Source organism: Micromonospora sp. NPDC023888, assembly GCF_040639415.1.
Classification (GTDB): Bacteria; Actinomycetota; Actinomycetes; order Mycobacteriales; family Micromonosporaceae; genus Micromonospora.
The window spans coordinates 1-15946 of the sequence record NZ_JBEZZW010000028.1; the positions used below are offsets into that span (position 1 = coordinate 1).

Annotated in this window: 17 protein-coding genes and 2 pseudogenes; 13 read left to right on the forward strand and 6 right to left on the reverse strand. The window is 66.6% G+C overall.

What is annotated here, in order from left to right; genetic code table 11:
- Positions 1–271: 271 nt before the first annotated feature.
- Positions 272–868: a TetR/AcrR family transcriptional regulator gene (locus tag AB0F61_RS23185; protein WP_357813006.1), complete on the reverse strand. Its 597-nt coding sequence runs from the start codon at positions 866–868 to the stop codon at positions 272–274.
- Positions 869–953: 85 nt separating this feature from the next.
- Here AB0F61_RS23185 and AB0F61_RS23190 point away from each other — a divergent pair.
- Together AB0F61_RS23190 and AB0F61_RS23195 are read left to right on the forward strand one after the other, a co-directional pair.
- Positions 954–1944, forward strand: a pseudogene (locus AB0F61_RS23190) (zinc-binding dehydrogenase).
- A 126-nt stretch (positions 1945–2070) separates the two neighbouring features.
- Positions 2071–2505, forward strand: a complete 435-nt coding sequence (locus AB0F61_RS23195; RefSeq protein ID WP_357813008.1) for a hypothetical protein — start codon at positions 2071–2073, stop codon at positions 2503–2505.
- A 215-nt stretch (positions 2506–2720) separates the two neighbouring features.
- Here the strand turns inward: AB0F61_RS23195 and AB0F61_RS23200 are convergent, their stop codons facing one another.
- Entirely contained in the window at positions 2721–3512 is a 792-nt protein-coding gene (locus AB0F61_RS23200) for a hypothetical protein (RefSeq protein WP_357813011.1), read from the reverse strand.
- A 199-nt stretch (positions 3513–3711) separates the two neighbouring features.
- On the opposite strand from AB0F61_RS23200, the gene AB0F61_RS23205 reads away from it, so the two are divergent.
- The 5 genes from AB0F61_RS23205 (at position 3712) to AB0F61_RS23225 (ending at position 9131) form a co-directional block, all read left to right on the forward strand.
- Positions 3712–4206: an SMI1/KNR4 family protein gene (locus tag AB0F61_RS23205; protein WP_357813014.1), complete on the forward strand. Its 495-nt coding sequence runs from the start codon at positions 3712–3714 to the stop codon at positions 4204–4206.
- Positions 4207–4582: 376 nt separating this feature from the next.
- Complete coding sequence (locus AB0F61_RS23210) at positions 4583–5116, forward strand: RICIN domain-containing protein (protein ID WP_357813017.1); 534 nt, start codon at positions 4583–4585, stop codon at positions 5114–5116.
- Between the two features lie 551 nt (positions 5117–5667).
- Complete coding sequence (locus tag AB0F61_RS23215) at positions 5668–6225, forward strand: dihydrofolate reductase family protein (protein WP_357813019.1); 558 nt, start codon at positions 5668–5670, stop codon at positions 6223–6225.
- A gap of 525 nt (positions 6226–6750) precedes the next feature.
- Positions 6751–8214 (forward strand): rifampin monooxygenase, encoded by a 1464-nt coding sequence (rox, locus tag AB0F61_RS23220; protein ID WP_357813023.1) that lies wholly within the window; start codon positions 6751–6753, stop codon positions 8212–8214.
- Between the two features lie 656 nt (positions 8215–8870).
- Positions 8871–9131, forward strand: a complete 261-nt coding sequence (locus AB0F61_RS23225) for a hypothetical protein (protein ID WP_357813025.1) — start codon at positions 8871–8873, stop codon at positions 9129–9131.
- A 521-nt stretch (positions 9132–9652) separates the two neighbouring features.
- Here AB0F61_RS23225 and AB0F61_RS23230 read toward each other — a convergent pair.
- Complete coding sequence (locus AB0F61_RS23230) at positions 9653–9838, reverse strand: hypothetical protein (RefSeq protein WP_357813028.1); 186 nt, start codon at positions 9836–9838, stop codon at positions 9653–9655.
- On the opposite strand from AB0F61_RS23230, the gene AB0F61_RS23235 reads away from it, so the two are divergent.
- Together AB0F61_RS23235 and AB0F61_RS23240 are read left to right on the forward strand one after the other, a co-directional pair.
- A complete protein-coding gene (locus tag AB0F61_RS23235) occupies positions 9830–10897 on the forward strand; it encodes a hypothetical protein (protein ID WP_357813030.1) in 1068 nt (355 codons plus the stop codon). The genes AB0F61_RS23230 and AB0F61_RS23235 overlap by 9 nt on opposite strands.
- 86 nt (positions 10898–10983) lie before the next feature.
- Positions 10984–11169 (forward strand): hypothetical protein, encoded by a 186-nt coding sequence (locus AB0F61_RS23240; protein WP_357813033.1) that lies wholly within the window; start codon positions 10984–10986, stop codon positions 11167–11169.
- Here the strand turns inward: AB0F61_RS23240 and AB0F61_RS23245 are convergent.
- The gene (locus tag AB0F61_RS23245) at positions 11166–11801 is read right to left on the reverse strand and encodes a hypothetical protein (RefSeq protein WP_357813036.1); all 636 of its coding nucleotides are present in this window, start codon (positions 11799–11801) and stop codon (positions 11166–11168) included. The genes AB0F61_RS23240 and AB0F61_RS23245 overlap by 4 nt on opposite strands.
- 48 nt (positions 11802–11849) lie before the next feature.
- Between AB0F61_RS23245 and AB0F61_RS23250 the strand changes: the two are divergent.
- From AB0F61_RS23250 to AB0F61_RS23260, 3 genes and pseudogenes are all read left to right on the forward strand, one after another.
- A pseudogene (locus AB0F61_RS23250) lies at positions 11850–12092 on the forward strand (DUF6188 family protein); the annotation flags it as partial.
- A 154-nt stretch (positions 12093–12246) separates the two neighbouring features.
- Complete coding sequence (locus tag AB0F61_RS23255) at positions 12247–12693, forward strand: hypothetical protein (RefSeq protein ID WP_357813039.1); 447 nt, start codon at positions 12247–12249, stop codon at positions 12691–12693.
- A 35-nt stretch (positions 12694–12728) separates the two neighbouring features.
- On the forward strand, positions 12729–13136 hold the full coding sequence (locus AB0F61_RS23260; protein ID WP_357813234.1) for a pantetheine-phosphate adenylyltransferase: 408 nt from the start codon (positions 12729–12731) through the stop codon (positions 13134–13136).
- A gap of 155 nt (positions 13137–13291) precedes the next feature.
- Here AB0F61_RS23260 and AB0F61_RS23265 read toward each other — a convergent pair whose 3' ends face one another.
- Positions 13292–14221 carry an alpha/beta hydrolase gene (locus tag AB0F61_RS23265; protein ID WP_357813041.1) on the reverse strand — a complete coding sequence of 310 codons (930 nt, stop codon included), beginning with the start codon at positions 14219–14221 and terminating at the stop codon, positions 13292–13294.
- Between the two features lie 232 nt (positions 14222–14453).
- Positions 14454–15176, reverse strand: a complete 723-nt coding sequence (locus AB0F61_RS23270) for an aldo/keto reductase (protein ID WP_357813044.1) — start codon at positions 15174–15176, stop codon at positions 14454–14456.
- Between the two features lie 81 nt (positions 15177–15257).
- Here AB0F61_RS23270 and AB0F61_RS23275 point away from each other — a divergent pair, with 81 nt between their 5' ends.
- Complete coding sequence (locus tag AB0F61_RS23275; protein WP_357813046.1) at positions 15258–15818, forward strand: hypothetical protein; 561 nt, start codon at positions 15258–15260, stop codon at positions 15816–15818.
- Positions 15819–15946: the final 128 nt, after the last annotated feature.

Sequence of the window (15946 nt, forward strand, 5' to 3'; positions counted from 1 at the left end):
GCGCCCCCGCCCCAGGGCGCGGGGTGGCACAGGAGGCAGTCGCAGTGACGTCCGCTCCGCTCCCCCGGATCCTCCGCCGCCGGGGCGAGCCGGCACCCGGACGGTCACCGCCGATTCGCATGTCCAGGCGGCCTGCGGCACCTGGATCAGCTGCCTCTGACTAACCCACGGTCAGCCTGCGCGACGCCCAGCGAGCTACCGCGAAGAGCGGCGCGCTGTTCCCCGGACCGCTCAAGCACATCACCCCAGGTCAAAGCCATCGTCCCTCTGGCTAGGGATTCGGCATCAGGCCGGCCACCAGGTCGTGCAAGGTGCGGATGAGGCGGTTTCCGTCGCCACGCTCGAGTGCGTTGAGGATGGGTTCGCTGTGCACGGTGGCGAGGAGGACGTGGGCGAGCATGTCGGCGTCGAGGTCCTGCCGTTGCTGGTGAACCAGGTGGCTGATGTGGCCGTGCCAGGACCGGTAGACCGGATGCGCCTCGCGCGGTTCCTCTTCCGGCACGGCGGTGACGGGCGCCGCAGGGCCGAGGGCGGCGAGCAGGCCCTTGTTGCGGGCGACCATCTCGACCACGGCAGTGAGGAACGCCAGGAGTCGTGCGCGCGGCGGGGCGCCCTGTCCAAGCGGCGGCGGGCCGGTGGTGATCGCGATTTCCAGGTCTTGCGCGCGTTCCTGCATGAGCGCGCGCATGAGCCCGTGCCGGCTGCCGAAGCGGTGGAACACGGTGCCCTTGCCGACGCCGGCTGCAGCGGCCACCTTCTCCATCGAGATCTGCTGCGGGTGGTATCGGGTCAGCAGTTCCTCAGTGGCGCGCAGGATGGCCGTGCGGTTGCGCACCGCGTCGGCGCGGAGTCGTTCGGGTTCGGTCATGACACCACCTCGACAACTGGACCGTCGGTCCAGTAGCGTCCTGAACCGAAGTTGACTGTCGGTCCATTTTAGTTCAGGGGTGGCCATGCGACGCGTCCGGTACTACGAGTACGGCGGGCCGGAGGTGCTGACCGTCGAAGATGCGGACCAGCCGGCCCCGCAGGCGGGACAGGTGCTGCTGCGAACCGAGGCGATCGGCGTCAACTTCGTCGACACCAAGTTTCGCCGGGGATCCGGCAGCGGCAGCATCTTCCAGCGCCCGCTGCCTGGCCGACCGACCGGTGACGTCGTCGGCACGGTCACCCGGGTGGGCCCCGGCGTCGACCGGCGGCTTGTAGGCCGGCGGGTGGCCGCGCTCGCCGAGGACGCGTACGCGGACTACGTCGTCGCTGAAACGTCCTGGCTCGCCGCCGTCCCTGACCATCTCGATTCCGGTGACGCCAGCATGCTCGCCATGAGCGCCCCCGTCGCCCTGCGGATCCTTCGCGCCGCGCGGCTGAGCCCCGGCGACACCGTGCTGATCCACGCCGCCGCTGGAGGTATCGGACACCTCGCCGTGCAACTCGCCAAGGTCCTCGGCGCCGGCACCGTCATCGGCACTGCCCGATCCTCACGCAAACTCGACTTCGTGCGAAAGGTCGGCGCTGACGTCGCCATCGACTACGCGCTACCGGACTGGCCCGACCAGGTCCGCGCCGCCGCCCCGGGCGGTGTCGATGTCGTACTCGACGCGGTCGGTGGACCGGTCCTGCAATCCAGCCTCGACCTGCTTGCGCCCTTCGGCCGCATCGTGGTCTACGGCGCCGCGACCGGAGAACTGGAACAGGTCCCCGTCGTCAAGCTTTTCGCGCTGCGCTCCGTCACCGGCTTCAACCTCACCGCTTGGCGCCATGCGGACCCGGAACAAGCACGCCAGGAGATGGGGGAACTCGCCGACCTGTTCGCGCGGTCAACTGCGCACCACCGTGCATGCCAGCCTCTCACTCGCCGAGGCCGCGACCGCCCACGAGCTCATCGAGGCCCGCTCTCACACCGGCCGCATCCTGTTACTTCCAACGACGCCCCCAGCCGCATAGGCATCCGTACATCGGCAGATCCGCGCACCTGACTCTGTTCAGGTCGGGCTTCCAGGTCGGCCTACCTCCAGAGCTTCGGCGGGGCAGCCGCCTCGATGCCCTTGAGGCCGGCGTAGCGTCCTTGTCATGGCAGGTCGCTGGCATCCGGAACACGGCCCCGAAGGCTTCCTGGGAGTAACGGCGAACCAGGCACGGCTCGTGCTGGATGCCGATGAGGGCTCGCCCACCTACGACGCGGGTTTCGAGTTTCAGGGGCTGGCCCTGAGCGCCATGTCCGAGACCCCGAAAGGCGAATACCTGCCTGACACGCCGACCGCGCTCAACCTCATCTGGGGGGCACTGACAGATGAGATGGACGCTCCTGGAAGGGGATCGCCGGAACAGGACGCCGCTGCGGTCCGACACATGAAGCAGGCGGCAGCCGAATGGCTTGCGGTCGTTGATTCGCGAGTTGACAGGGCGGCCTACCTTGATCGTTGGCTACACGATGAGTGCGGCTACCCGCGGATGTCACCTGAATCGTCGTTGCCTCCGCAGCCCGGCGAGGATGTAGCCAGGTGAGGTGTTCCGCTGCACCAGCCACCTACGGCGGCACGTGAAGCTCGGTCGGCGGCATGACCGGATGGTCCCCTGCCGGGGTCTGGCGATCGCATGGTGGCGCACCGGCTATCGGCGGGAGGGGCCGGATCCTGCCAGTGCCGGGCTCGCACCCGCGATGACACGGTCAAGATCGGCATGCGCAGGCTGATCCGCTGGAGATGATGAAGTGGTAACCGCTACCGGTAGCCGCCGTGCACGAAAGGCTGCACAGCCCAGTAGTGGGCGGCGGCCGCCGGTACCGAGCCGATGGCGAGAACCCACTCGTCGCCGAGTGTGCCGATGACGAGGTCGCCGTTCTCGAACCGCAGCACGAGACCAGCGCACACCGAATCAACGTCGTGGCCGACGATCACGGCGCCGTCGGTGAGCCGGGCGCCGATGAACCGGGACAGCACGTCCGGACGCCGCGCCGGGCCAACCCTGGTCTCTCCGTACTCGTCCATGTCGTAGGAACGGTAGGGATTCTCCTTCGCGAGCAGGAGTTCGTCGCCGCGACCGTGCAGACCGACCGGTATCGCGTTTTCGAAGAACAGCCACGCGTGCAACAGGCTCTCAGCGTCCGGTGCACGCCGTTCCTCGCACCAGTGTCGGGCCTCCGTTACGGCGTCGAGCCGTCGACCCACCATGCTCGCCAGCCACGAGGCGACCACCTCGGGATCGCTGAAACCCACGTACGGCACCGGGTCTTCGACGCGCAAGGCCTGCCACACGGCGCGGGCAGCGGCCTCGTAGACGTCGCCCACACTGGTGTCGACCTCGGTGACGACCAGGCCGGTCACGATTACCCTCGCCGCCCGGGGGAGTCCACGCAAAGCCCACCGAGCGCCCAGCTCAGCTTCCCGCCGGTGCTCGTCGACCGCGACGGCAGTCACCTCGACGTCGGACCGGACCGCTGCGGCAACCTCGACGGTGACCTTGGCGAATCGCGACGAGCGATTCGTCTGCCGCAGGAGGCGGAAGGTCGTCACGGCTCTGATGGTTCCAGGCAGGTTCCAGCCCCGGCAGGTCGGGGCCGAGCACACCGACCGGGGTGGCGATCGGTGGGCGCAGGTCCCAGCGGACACCAGCCATCCCGGGCAGACGGCCGGGCGCGCCACGAAGAACAACGTTCAGACAGCGGAGCTGGGGTTGTTCCTGCAATTGACGTTTAGCGACTACCGTCAGCGCGTGCTCGATCCCACGATCATCTTCGACACCTCCGGTCCGCTGGAAAGCCCGCTCACCGACGAGGTCCTACGGGAGGTGGAAGCGCAACTCGGGCGCAAACTACCCGCCGCGTACGTCGACCTGGCCCGGCGACACAACGGCGGGGTATTGGCTCGTGACGCCCACCCCTCGCCCGGCCGGACCTCCTGGTCCGCAAACTACGTGGCGGTGTACACACTGGCGGCGATCGGCCGGACTGCTTCCTTCAGCCTGTGCGGTGAGCTCGGGAACGCGTTCTGGATAGCGGAGTGGGGCTACCCCGACATCGGCATCTACATCGCCGACTGCCCCTCGGCGGGCCACGACATGATCGCCCTCGACTACCGATCCCCCGGCGCTCCGGCGGTCGTACACGTCGACCAGGATTGGAACTACCAGATCACCGTCCTCGCCCCCGACTTCGAGACATTCCTGGGCGGCCTCATCGACGAGCCCGACTTTGATGGGGACGACTGATCGACGTCTGCTGCCTTGTCATCACCGCCAGGACGGCTGTCTGAACTGACTACGTTCGGTTACCGCAGGGCGGAGGTACGTGCGCGGATCGCGGCAGATGAGTTTGTTGAAGCGACCGAGATGTCCAGACGTTGTGGCGGATCAGGCGAACCGCCGTCGGCCGGGAGGCTCCATTTCAAGGATGCGGTGCCGGTAGCCTGTTGCGGGCGTTGACTCGCTCGGGGGAGGCGATGCCGTTCGTCCAGCCCCGAACTGTGCCGTCTGCGATCACGCCCGCGGCGTTGCACCACTATCCGGGGCGCAAATCAAGATCATCATTACGTCGTCAGTCCGACATCATCGCCCCCCCCTGACGGACATGGCGTATCTTCCTCCCATGCCGATGCCACGGATCAAGGTGGAGCTCAAGCTGCCGTTTCTGACGATCGGCGTTGATGATGTGCGGACCGTGTTCAAGGGTAGACGCAGGGAGGCCGGCCCCTTTGTCATCTTCGCCCGCGCTTGCGGCAAGGGCCTCGACACCGCATACGCCGCGGAGCCCAACCACGGCGTAATCGTTTGGGCGGCGCACGGACAGCCCCAGCAACTGTGGACCGTGCAGCCAAGCGGTGTCCAAGGTGAAGTGCTCATCGTTTCCGCGTCGAACGGGTTGGCCCTGGACGCCACCGATCAGCGAAGCGAGGATCCTCATCCTGAGATGCGTGAGCCCAATGGTTCGCCTTCACAGCGGTGGCGGTTGAGTGGGACACCGGACGGCGTGGGCTATCGGATTCAATCTGGGAGTAGTCATCTCTTTCTCGCCTTGAACGAGAGCGCCGAAAATGGCTGGCAACCATGGTTCGAGCCGCGCAGGGGAGATATGTCTCAACAATGGATATTTGCCCTTCCTTATGGTGTAAAAGAAGGTTGATCGTAAACTTCAAGAAGTGTCTCGGCGTGTCAACATTGACATGATTACGTACACTCAACTCGGCAGATGAGGAAGCCGAGCGCCGCGCCGTGTTGGGTGGTCGCTCGTTACGCAACGTCACTGACTGGGCCTGTCGGTCAGTCCCGCAGCCGTCGAGGCAGTCGACCATCGGCAAGCCGCCCGCTCCCGATGCAGCTTTGTCGTCAAGCCGTACCTGTCTCTGCACCGGAGCCGGTACGCCGACACCAAATGACGTTGGAGTACTAACCAGCGGCAGATCCGGATGCCCGGTCTCAGAGCGATCCGGTCCAGATTCACCGATAAGGGATCGTAAGGCTCGTCGCAAAGACATCCGACGGCACGGAAGCAACTTGGCACCGTCTGACGGTGGGGCCCGCGCCGAGGCGGGCAGTGACACCGAATGCGTTGCCCAGGTACTCCTTCGTCGCCTTCGCACTGACTCCGCACGAAATTGAACAGTTCGAGGAACTCTGGTTCCCAGAACAGGACGAATTCTACTGCTGGCCGAAGTGACGTTAGACTCGCCGGCCATGGGAGTCCTCACCTTCAGCCTCAACCTCACGCTGGACGGTTGCGTCGACCACGAGGAGGGGATCGCCGACGACGAGACGCACGCCTTCTTCACCCGTCTCATGGACGAATGCGGGGCAATGCTGTGGGGTCGCGTCACCTACGAGATGCTGGAGAGCTACTGGCCGGCCGTCGCCCGCGGCGACGTCGAGGCACCGCCGGCCATGCGCGAGTGGGCGGTCAAGCTGGAGGCCAAACCCAAGTACGTGGTGTCGTCGACGCGCAAGAACTTCCCGTGGACCAACAGCCACCACATCACCGGCGATCTGCGCGAGGGCGTGCAGAAGCTTAAGGACGCGACCCCGGCTGGGGTCCTCCTCGGAAGCGGCAAGCTCGCGACCGAGCTTGACCGGCTGGACCTGATCGACGAGTACAAGCTGCTCGTCCATCCCAGGATCGCCGGCCACGGCCCGACGCTCTACCAGGGCGGGCTGCCCGGCACGCGCCAGCTCGAGCTGCTCTCGGCGGAGCCGCTCCGCAACGGCGTGGTGGCCCTGCACTACCGCCGCACGCGCTGAATCACAGAAGTCCATCGCCGCCGTCAACCAACGGCTGCGCGCCTTCGAAGTCCTCCGTGGCCGCTGCGATGGCCGCGCAACGGTCCGTTTGGCTGGCCGCGGCCCGCCCCACCATTCAAACAGAAGGCGGGGAGTCGCTCGTTCCGGCGAGGAATCGCACACACCATCAGGCGTGTCCGATTGCCGCACATGGAACCTCCCGGTCGACCAGAACATCGCAAGCGTGCCCGACGACAACGAGCCCGACTCGGGCACCGGCTCGAGTCAAAGCACAACGTGGAACAGCTCTGCCGGATCGGTTCGGTGGCGACGGGCGCGGAGCTGAGCCTGGTCGTTGCCATCGTGGTCGGCGAGCCGGCCGTGGGACGGTGGGCTCGGCTGCGCGCGCTGGCCTGAAACCACAAAGGCAAGGAGGAGAACTCCTTGCCACTATTAACATATACCGCACCCCCGGGCTTGCGGCAAGACCCCGGTCGTGGCGCACAATCGTCGGCCGAGCAAAAGAATCGGTACCAGGGGGAATGCATGTTCGATGTGATCATCGCCGGCGGCGGGCCGACCGGCATGATGCTGGCGAGCGAATTGCGTCTGCAGGGCGTCAACGTGCTCGTGCTGGAGAAGGACGCCGAACTGCCGCCGTTCGTGCGGTCGCTCGGGCTGCACGTGCGCAGTATCGAGGTGATGGATCAGCGAGGGCTGTTGGAGCGGTTTCTCGAAAACGGCAAGCAGTACCCGATCCAACCCGGCGGCGTCCGGGGATTCTTCGCGGGCATCGAAAAGCCCGCTCCCACCGGGCTGGACACCGCCCACGGATACGTGCTCGGCATTCCGCAGACGTTCACCGACCGGCTGCTCGCCGAGCACGCGGCCGAGGTCGGAGCCGAGATCCGGCGCGGCTGTGCAGTGGTCGGGCTGGAGCAGGACGACCACGGCGTGACCATCCACCTTGGAAACGGAACTGCAGCGCCGTTGCGGGCGCGGTTTGTCGTCGGCTGTGACGGTGGGCGCAGCACGGTTCGGAAACTGCTCGGTGTCCGATTCCCCGGCGAGCCGTCGAGAATCGACACACTGCTGGGCGAGATGGAGGTGTCGGCGTCCCCGGACGACATCAGCGAAGTGATGACCGAGGTGCGCAAGACCGAGAAGCGGTTCGGAATCGGGCCGTCGGGCAAGCCGGGGGTGTTCCGGGCGGTCGTGCCGGCAGAGGGCGTGGTCGAAGACCGTTCGGTACCGCCGACGTTCGAGGAGTTCAAGCAACAGCTGCGCAAGTATGCCGGCACCGACTTCGGCGTGCACTCCCCCCGCTGGCTGTCGCGCTTCGGCGACGCGACCCGCCAGGCCGAGCGCTACCGGGTCGGACGCGTGTTTCTGGCCGGGGACGCCGCGCACGTCCACCCGCCGATGGGTGGGCAGGGGCTCAATCTCGGGATCCAGGACTCGTTCAACCTGGGTTGGAAGCTGGCGGCGGCAATCAACGGCTGGGCGCCGGACGACCTGCTGGACAGCTACGAGTCCGAGCGGCATCCGGTCGCCGCCGACGTGCTGGACAACACCCGTGCGCAGATGCAGCTGACGACCAACGAGCCCGGGCCGCAGGCGGTTCGGCGGTTGTTGGCGCAGCTGATGGACTTCAACGACGTCAACCGGTTCCTGATCGAGAAGATCACGGCGATCAGCATCCGGTACGACTTCGGTGAGGGCCATGCCCTGCTCGGGCGGCGGCTGCGCGACGTCCAGCTGAAGCATGGGCGCCTGTTCGAGCTGATGCGCACCGGCAGCGGGGTGCTGCTTGACCAGACGGGGCGGCTTTCGGTGGACGGCTGGGCCGACCGGGTGGACCACGTCGCCGACATCAGCGAAGAGCTGGACGTGCCGGCGGTACTGCTTCGGCCGGACGGGCACGTCGCGTGGGTCGGCCAGGATCAGCAGACGCTCGAGGTCGCGCTGGCCAAGTGGTTCGGCGCCGCAGGAGCTCCTACGGCCGGGTGAGGGACGCTTCGAGGACTGCGATGCCCTCCGGGTGCCAGTGGGAACATCGGAACGCAGCGCTACGGCTGGCTCGGCGCCAAGCAGCGGACACACCGTCAGGCATCGTCCTCATGGTCGTCCGACTCTACAATCCGACCACCGGCCGTTCCTCCAAGTCGACCCCGTCTACGGCGGCAGCGCCAACCCCTACGAATACTGCGGAGCCGATCCGGTCAATTGCGTCGACCTCGACCTCGACCTCGACGGAAAGCGGGCAGAACTGCGGCTGCAGGAGCGACAGCGGCTGGAAGGGGCCGGTGAAGAGTTGGCTCCAACGTGGAGTCGATGACGCCAAGCGTCTCAATAACAAATTCTCCAGCTGGCAGGTGCGTAAGGCCACTGGCGCCGCTGCTCGCGTGCTCGCGAAGGGCGCGCGGTTCAAGGCCCGATTCAAGTGCACCGGCTGGAAGAACAAGCGCCTCCAGTACAAAGGCAACAAGGCAGGCTGGCGAATCGGTTACGACCGTGAGTCATATCCGTTCGGGCGCGTGGGCAATCGAAGCACTTTCAAGTCGACTGGCGGCGGCCGGTGCAGAGGGAAGCCATCGAACCTATCGCATCCCAGTGTTCTGGTAGCCGAACGGCCCGCAGAGGCGGCAACAGGGAGGTGCAAAGCAGTGACGTTCAACATCAACGTGGCAGAGAAGATCGCCGAGCGAGCTCTGGCAGAGTTGCGTGAGCTGCCCTTCGCTCAACTAGAGCCGTTGCTCGACGAGAACAAGAAGACAGTCGTTGTCGGTAGCGACGGGGTGCGGTACAACGTGGTGACATATGCGTTGCCGGACCTAGGTGATGCGGTACGCGTGGTCGCCGCCGTCGACGACGGCGGCGGATCCGCCTTCAAGCCGTTGGTGCGCGACTTCATCGTCGCCCCGTGACAGGGACGGGGGGACGGGTGTGCTCGATCGGGCACGCCCGTCGCCCGTACGCTTACCACCGACGCCCAGAGCATGCACATCCGTCACGGGTAAACACCACAACCGACCATGAACCTGCCCGAGGGCCCGGCCATCTGCCCTATGCGGCGCGCTCCCCGCTATACAACGCCTGGTCAACCAAACCCAGCCCCGGCCACTGACCAGAGACCCAGCGGCTCTCCACCCAGTCCTCTGAGCATGTGATCCGTCACCAGTCGCAGACGCGACCGATGGTGGCTACCTCCTACAGCACCATCGGACGGAACAAACAAAGCACACCTACTCGACCCGGGAACGGTGAGTGCAGTTGAGCGCCGTTGGACGCAGTTCAAGGCCGTTCAGGGCACCCCCGCTGCTCCCAACCTGCTCCCCCCAAAACGGGCTCGCACCGGACCGCGGACTGATCGTGAACTGCCGGTCAGTACCTTGGTGGTGCCCGTACTGGCTCCCGCAGCCGCATCGGTCGATCGGGAAGCACCTGATCAGGCGGAGCCACGCTCGCTGACCGGCCGGCGGCGCAGGTTTGGGTTCAGCAGGGCCGGGGGCAGGTAGGCCTGGTCGAGCCGGGTGACATCGGTGCCGGGCGCGACCATCTCGTCGACCCGGTCGAGGATCTCGTCGGTGAGCGTGACGTCGACGCCCGCGAGCAGGTTGTCGAGGTGCTCCATCGTGCGCGGGCACTCTCGTCTCTGTCCGGCGTCGGTCGCACCAACATGCGGGCCATAGGATCCACTTCTATGGTCCGCACCACACCTCCGCGTCCCCTAGACATCACCAAGCTCTTCCCCGAACTGCGTGAACATTCCATCACCGCGACCCGCCTGCATCCCCGACCCGGCGCTCCGACCGTTACGGACAGTTCGGTAGGCGGACCGCTGCTATGGCCGGCCGACGAGGTATGGCCGGTCTGCGACGACGCCGGGGCGCACGAGCCATGGAACCTGACGACCCCGGCCGCCCTGCGCCGCCGTCGGGAGATCCTCGCGACCGCAGAATCCCGGGAGCCGCTGCCGGCCGGGGACTTCCTGACTACGGAGGAGCGGGCCGAGCTCGATGCGGCCGACGCTCTGGACCTGGACGACCTGATCGAGGATCCCATCCCGTTGGTCCCGGTCGCGCAGCTGTACCGACAAGATATCCCGGACTACGCCGGTCCGGATGGCACCGACCTGCTCCAGGTGCTGTGGTGCCCGGTGGACCACTCGGACCGGCACTACAGCCCTCGCGTCTTCCTCTACTGGCGCAACAGTTCCGCCGTCGGCCCGCTACTCGAAGCGCCTCCCGAACCGCCGGTGATCAGCGACATGTACCTGCCGGTCCCGTGCGTGGTGCACCCCGAGCAGGTCCGCGAGTACCAATACGCCGACCTGCTCCCCAATGACCTACGCGAACGGATCAACGAGTGGGATGACGACGAAGACGACGGCCGTCCCCACTATCAGACCGACTTGTCGCTTGCGCCGGGATGGAAGGTCGGCGGGTACGCGAACTGGTCACTGACAGATCCGTACCCGATGGACTGTGCTGCCTGCGGCACCACGATGACCTTGATTCTCACCGTCGACTCAGGCGACTGGAACGGCATGCATTGCAGCTGGCGCCCGTCCGAGGAAGACCCGACCGCGTCTCCAGACATCGTCGGCGTGCAGATCGGGCGCGGCTACTCGCTCTACACCTTCCGCTGCCCCACGTCATTCGATCATCCCCCGGCCACCGCTATGCAATGACCCGGCCTCCCTCCATGCCTGTCGGCCTCCGAAACGCACTCAACTCGACATGAGTGGACGCCGCCCGACTGACGACCGGGAGCACCATGGCTGACATCTTCGGGGGCACCAAAGAGGTCTCCAGCCTGAAGGGCCTGCTCAGGACATTGCCCGTGGGATCGGTGTCTCGGGTCCTGCTCACCCCGGCCAGGCCAGCGACGACCCGCCGGCCGTGGCCGGTTCGTCGCGTCGTTCTCGATCATCTGGCTTCCATGATCGGGCTGGATCCCTAGTTGCCGAACCGCGCGGTGAAGTTGTGGATGAATGTCTCGGTCATACCACCCGCGAACACCGGGCGAACCGTACCGAACTTCGCCAGCATGGCATGAGCCCCCGGCATGTCGCCCAATACCGCCAGGCAGACAGCCAGAGATCCGTACTCGACCTGCGATTTCGGCCGTTCGAGCAGGGTGTCGACCACCTTTGGCAACGTTTGATTGCCGACCAGGAACGGCTCACCATAGGCCGTCAGGTCGGCGACCACCTGGGTGACAGCGTCCACCTGTTCCGGCAATACGACCCACCAGCGAGACAGCCATACCTTGGATGTCTCCGCGTCGTTGACCAGATCCATCATGCTTGCACCCACCTGACACACGGTGCCCGCGCGACCAAAGAGTTGCCTCTGCACCTCGGCGGCGGCGACATGCTCGACGGCGACGCTAGGGCTGAGCAAGACACCGTCGCGTCCGGCGAGGTTGACGCCGAGGTGGAAGACGACCCCGTGGACGGGTTCGCGCACGAAGGCAACCTCATCGTCGGGCACGAAACGATGCCGCCGCCATCCACGGGGCCCCAACTGCTCGGTCAATCGATCGGCCACCCGCTCTGCGATCTGCGCGACTTGTCCCGGTCCTGACGTCACTGAGGAATCGTGACACGCGGGTGAAGGCTCGGCGCACCCGGCGCCGAAAGCCGGTTCGACCCCTCGACGTCGACAGGTCTGGCACCGTTGCTCGACCGGCACCAAGCGCAGATCACGGCTGCCGAGATCCGCAAGGGCGGTCGGTTGACTCTGACCTTCGCCGACGACGGAGTCCTCGTCGTCGAGCCGGACGATCAGTACGAGGCGTTCACAGTCACGAGTATGCCGCCACCGGGACTCCGGGGATTCCGCTTCGTCGCTGTCCCCGGCCGCGGTCTCGCCCACTGGTAGCCGAACACCGACAGTGATGCACACGCCTTCACGACCAGCGGCAGATCCGTGCGCCCGATCGTGACGGCGTTCCGTTGGTCCGACAACCCAACGCCGCAGTTGGACTGGACTACGCGCCGTTGGCGGGACGGGCTCCTCCGTAGCATGTTCCGCCATGCACCGCATCGTCATCAGGCCACGCATCCAGATTCCGGTCCTAGTCGTGATCTTCGCTGTATGGATCCTGCTGGGCGTCACGTACTTCACCTCCGGGGACGTACTGGCCGAGCGCGACTCGTTCGGCATCGTGCTGGGATTCCTACTCGTCACGAGCGGCATGGCCGGGATCTGGCGTGCTCTCCGACTCGGCGTGGTAATCGGCGGCGAGGGTGTCCGTGTCCGCGGCTTCGACAGCCGTGACCAGGTCACAGCGTGGAGCGCGATCCAGTCGGTCGACTGCGTGCAGGTCGACGTACGGGGAGGCTTGCCGCTCTACGCTCCCGTCCTCCGTCTCGGCGACGACGTCATGCCGCTGTCGGCGCTCGGCTCGTACTCACGGCTGGACGCCGAGCGCACGGTCGAACAGCTGCGGAGCCTCAAGGCCAGCGCCGCGCGTTCCTGACCGGGATGCAAAGGCGGGCGCCCCACCAGCGGTAGATCACCCCGGGGCACCGCGACCTGGTGGCCCGTGCTCGGGTGATGTTCGACCAGGTCATCGTTCTGGAGGCGGTGAACGCCGACAAGCGACCAACCGCCCAGGCCACGACCAGGGCCGTACGCGTGCGCGACGCCATGCCGGCAGCCTGGGGCAATGTCGAGGTAGATACCTGGACCGGCCTGACCATTGCCTACTGCCTGCGCCGAGGTGCCACGGTCATCGTCCGTGGGGTGCGCACGGCCGCGGACCTTCGCTACGAGTACCAGATCGCTGCAATGAACGAGCTGCTCGGCATTCAAACCGTCTGGTTGCCCGCCCGTCCGCAGATGGCCGCCACGTCGTCAACGGTCGCGCGGGCCTACCGATCGGCACAGTCGGCCCGTCCGTCGCACAACGCTGAGGAGTGACGCCCGGCCGGCGGCAGATGTGCGCATCTGATCGTGGGAGAAACCCGTGGCTACATGGCACGACCATGGTGCTCCGTCGAGCTTCTCGACCAGCTCGACACCGCGGGAAGTGTGCCCTGGATAAGGCCCGGGTGGTGCCGTGTGGGGCGGGAGGCTCAGGACAGGAAGTGGTGCAGGGCTGCGGTCAAGTCGTCGGGGTTCTCCTCGGCGACGTGGTGGCCGGACTCGATCGAGTGCCCGCGTAGATCGGGGGCCCACGTGCGCCAGATGGCTAGCGGGTCGCCGTACAGGTCTTCCATGTCGTCCCGGGTCGACCACAGCACGAGAGTTGGGCAGCGGACGGTGCGGCCGTCACGCCGGTCGGCTTCCTCGTGCGCTCGGTCAACGCCGAGGCCGGCCCGGTAGTCCTCCAGCATGGCCCGGACGGTGGCCGCGTCGTGGATGGCCTGCCGAAACTCCTGGTAGTTCTCCGCCCCCATGCTCTCGGACTGGGCCTTACTGGCGTACCAGGCATCGGGGTCGGCGGCGATGGCTCGCTCTGGCTTGTCGGGTTGGGCGAAGAAGAACCAGTGGTACCAGTCATGGGCGAACTTCGCATCGCACCGGGCAAGGGCCTCACTGATGGGTACACCGTCGATGACCACCAACTGACTGACCGTGTCGGGGTGGTCCAGCGCCAGGCGCAACGCCACGTACGACCCACGGTCATGTCCGACCGTCGCGAACGTCGGGTGGCCCAGTTTCTCCATCAGCTGGACCAGGTCTGCGGCAACCACCCGCTTGGACTGCTGGGAGTGATCCGCGAGGATCTGCGCCTTGCCGGACTGCCCGTAGCCGCGCATGTCGGGACAGACGACGGTGAACCCGCGATCAACCAGCTGCGGCGCGACGCGATGCCACGTCGACCCCGTACGCGGATGTCCGTGGATGAGGAGGACCGGAGGCCCGTGCCCCGCATAGCGGACCCGGAGCTCCACCTCCCCGACATCGACCCGCTCGTCCTCGAAACCGTCAAACATGCGCGGAAAGTATCCAGGCCCCCGCCAGGAAAAACATCTGCTCATCGGCATGTGCGGGCGTCGCACTACTGCCTCCGCCGGGGCGCCAACGCTGACGCCTTCGGATTCGCCGAAGAGGTCTCCCAGCAAGAAGCCCTGGACAGAGGGTTGCTGGTGGGATTTGAGTCTCAGCTTCCAGGATCCGAACAGGCAGCCCTCGGGCGACCCAGAGGGGTACGTCGATGCGGCGCTCCTTTCGATGGAACCCAGAGGGGGCTCGGCGGGCGGGTGAGCCGGCTGCCGCCCGCCGAGCGGTTGCTTAGCGGTGGCTCTCCGTCGTGGACCTGAGCGCATCGAAGGTGGATTGGTGCGGCTGGTCGAGGACGGCCTTCGACTCGTCGACGAGGCCGGTCAGGCGGGCCACCTCGGCGTCGGTCAGGTTCTTGGCGACTTCGGTTGCGGCGATGTTGGCGCGCAGGTGGCCGGGGTTGCTCGTACCGGGAATGACGACGATGGCGGGGGAACGGCGCAGTAGCCAGGCCAGCGCGACCTGGGCTGGCGTGGCGCCGAGGCGCTCCGCTGGGCTGGTCAGCTCGCCGTAGCCGATGAGTCGTCCGGATGCGAGGGGGTAGTAGGGCACGAACATGATGCCCTGCGCCTCGCAGTCGGCGAGGATCTGGACGCCGCTGCGGTCGAGCAGGTTGAAGCGGTTCTGTACGGCTGCGATCGGTGTCATCTTCTGCGCGCGGGCCAGCATCTCTGGCCACGCGCCGGACAGCCCGATGCGGCGGATAAGCCCCTGGTCACGTAGCTCGACGAGCACAGCGAGTGAGTCCTCCAGCGGCACCTCGCTCCGCGATGCCGCATAGTCGCCGGCGAGCCGCAGGTACGTCAGCTCGCTCGTCTCCGCGCCCAGGTCTTCCAGGGCCTCGTGGACCTGCTGGCGGATTGTGTCCGGGTGGTCGGTGATGATCCATGACCCGGCCAATCCCGGCAGGAAGGCACGGGGGCAGTCGTCACACAGCGCCGGGAGAATCCGCACCGGCGGCTGTCGGCGCTGCTGCCGCCGACCCGCGGGATTGACGTGCCCCGCCAACCGGTCGGGTTGGGTAAGGTCCGTCGAATGATCTTCAGGATCGCCCGCGGGCTGGCAGGGCTTGCCGTGAGGATGGCATCGCGGTGGACCCTGCTGGCGCCGACGGTCGCGGTTGGCCTTGTGGTACTCGGCTTGGCGCTCATCGGAGCAACGGCCATCTACGACCTCACCTCCGCGGACGTGGCCGACTACGTGACCCCTGCCGAGGCAGCCAACAGAAATGGTCTCGCGGACCTCGGCCGCGACGTGGTTGACCAATTGACCACGGCGGTGACCGGCCTGGCCGCAGCAGGTCTGCTCCTCTCGATGACGGGGCTCATGCGCGGCAAGACGTGGGCACATGCAACGACGTGCATCGTGACCGCACCTTTTGCTTTATGCGGCGGCCTGGCGTTCATCAACAGCCAAGGACCTCCCGCCGGAAACCCCGGCGAACTGGGCAACCTCACGCTCGGACATACCTCCGCGCCGACCTGGGTCCTCGTCGGCGACACACTGGGACCGGCTCTCCTAGTCGGTGGGGCGGTCATCGCCTTGATCCTGCTACAGCTCCCCGCCGTCTACCGACGCTTCCACCCCTCCCGTTAGCTGCGCGACTTGCACGGGCTCGCGTCATGACCGGCGTCGAGGTCTAGCGGACTACCAGCGACGGCCGTTCGGGCCAGACGCGCGAGGCCGGATGAGGCCCCTCAGGCAGCGGGTTGCCGGCACTTTCC

Bases quoted from the DNA above. Each gene is read 5' to 3' on its own strand.
- AB0F61_RS23185 (WP_357813006.1), bottom strand. From the start codon at position 868: ATGACCGAACCCGAACGACTCCGCGCCGACGCGGTGCGCAACCGCACG.
- AB0F61_RS23195 (WP_357813008.1), top strand. From the start codon at position 2,071: ATGGCAGGTCGCTGGCATCCGGAACACGGCCCCGAAGGCTTCCTGGGA.
- AB0F61_RS23210 (WP_357813017.1), top strand. From the start codon at position 4,583: ATGCCGATGCCACGGATCAAGGTGGAGCTCAAGCTGCCGTTTCTGACG.
- AB0F61_RS23215 (WP_357813019.1), top strand. From the start codon at position 5,668: ATGGGAGTCCTCACCTTCAGCCTCAACCTCACGCTGGACGGTTGCGTC.
- rox (WP_357813023.1), top strand. From the start codon at position 6,751: ATGTTCGATGTGATCATCGCCGGCGGCGGGCCGACCGGCATGATGCTG.
- AB0F61_RS23230 (WP_357813028.1), bottom strand. From the start codon at position 9,838: ATGGAGCACCTCGACAACCTGCTCGCGGGCGTCGACGTCACGCTCACC.
- AB0F61_RS23240 (WP_357813033.1), top strand. From the start codon at position 10,984: ATGGCTGACATCTTCGGGGGCACCAAAGAGGTCTCCAGCCTGAAGGGC.
- AB0F61_RS23255 (WP_357813039.1), top strand. From the start codon at position 12,247: ATGCACCGCATCGTCATCAGGCCACGCATCCAGATTCCGGTCCTAGTC.
- AB0F61_RS23275 (WP_357813046.1), top strand. From the start codon at position 15,258: ATGATCTTCAGGATCGCCCGCGGGCTGGCAGGGCTTGCCGTGAGGATG.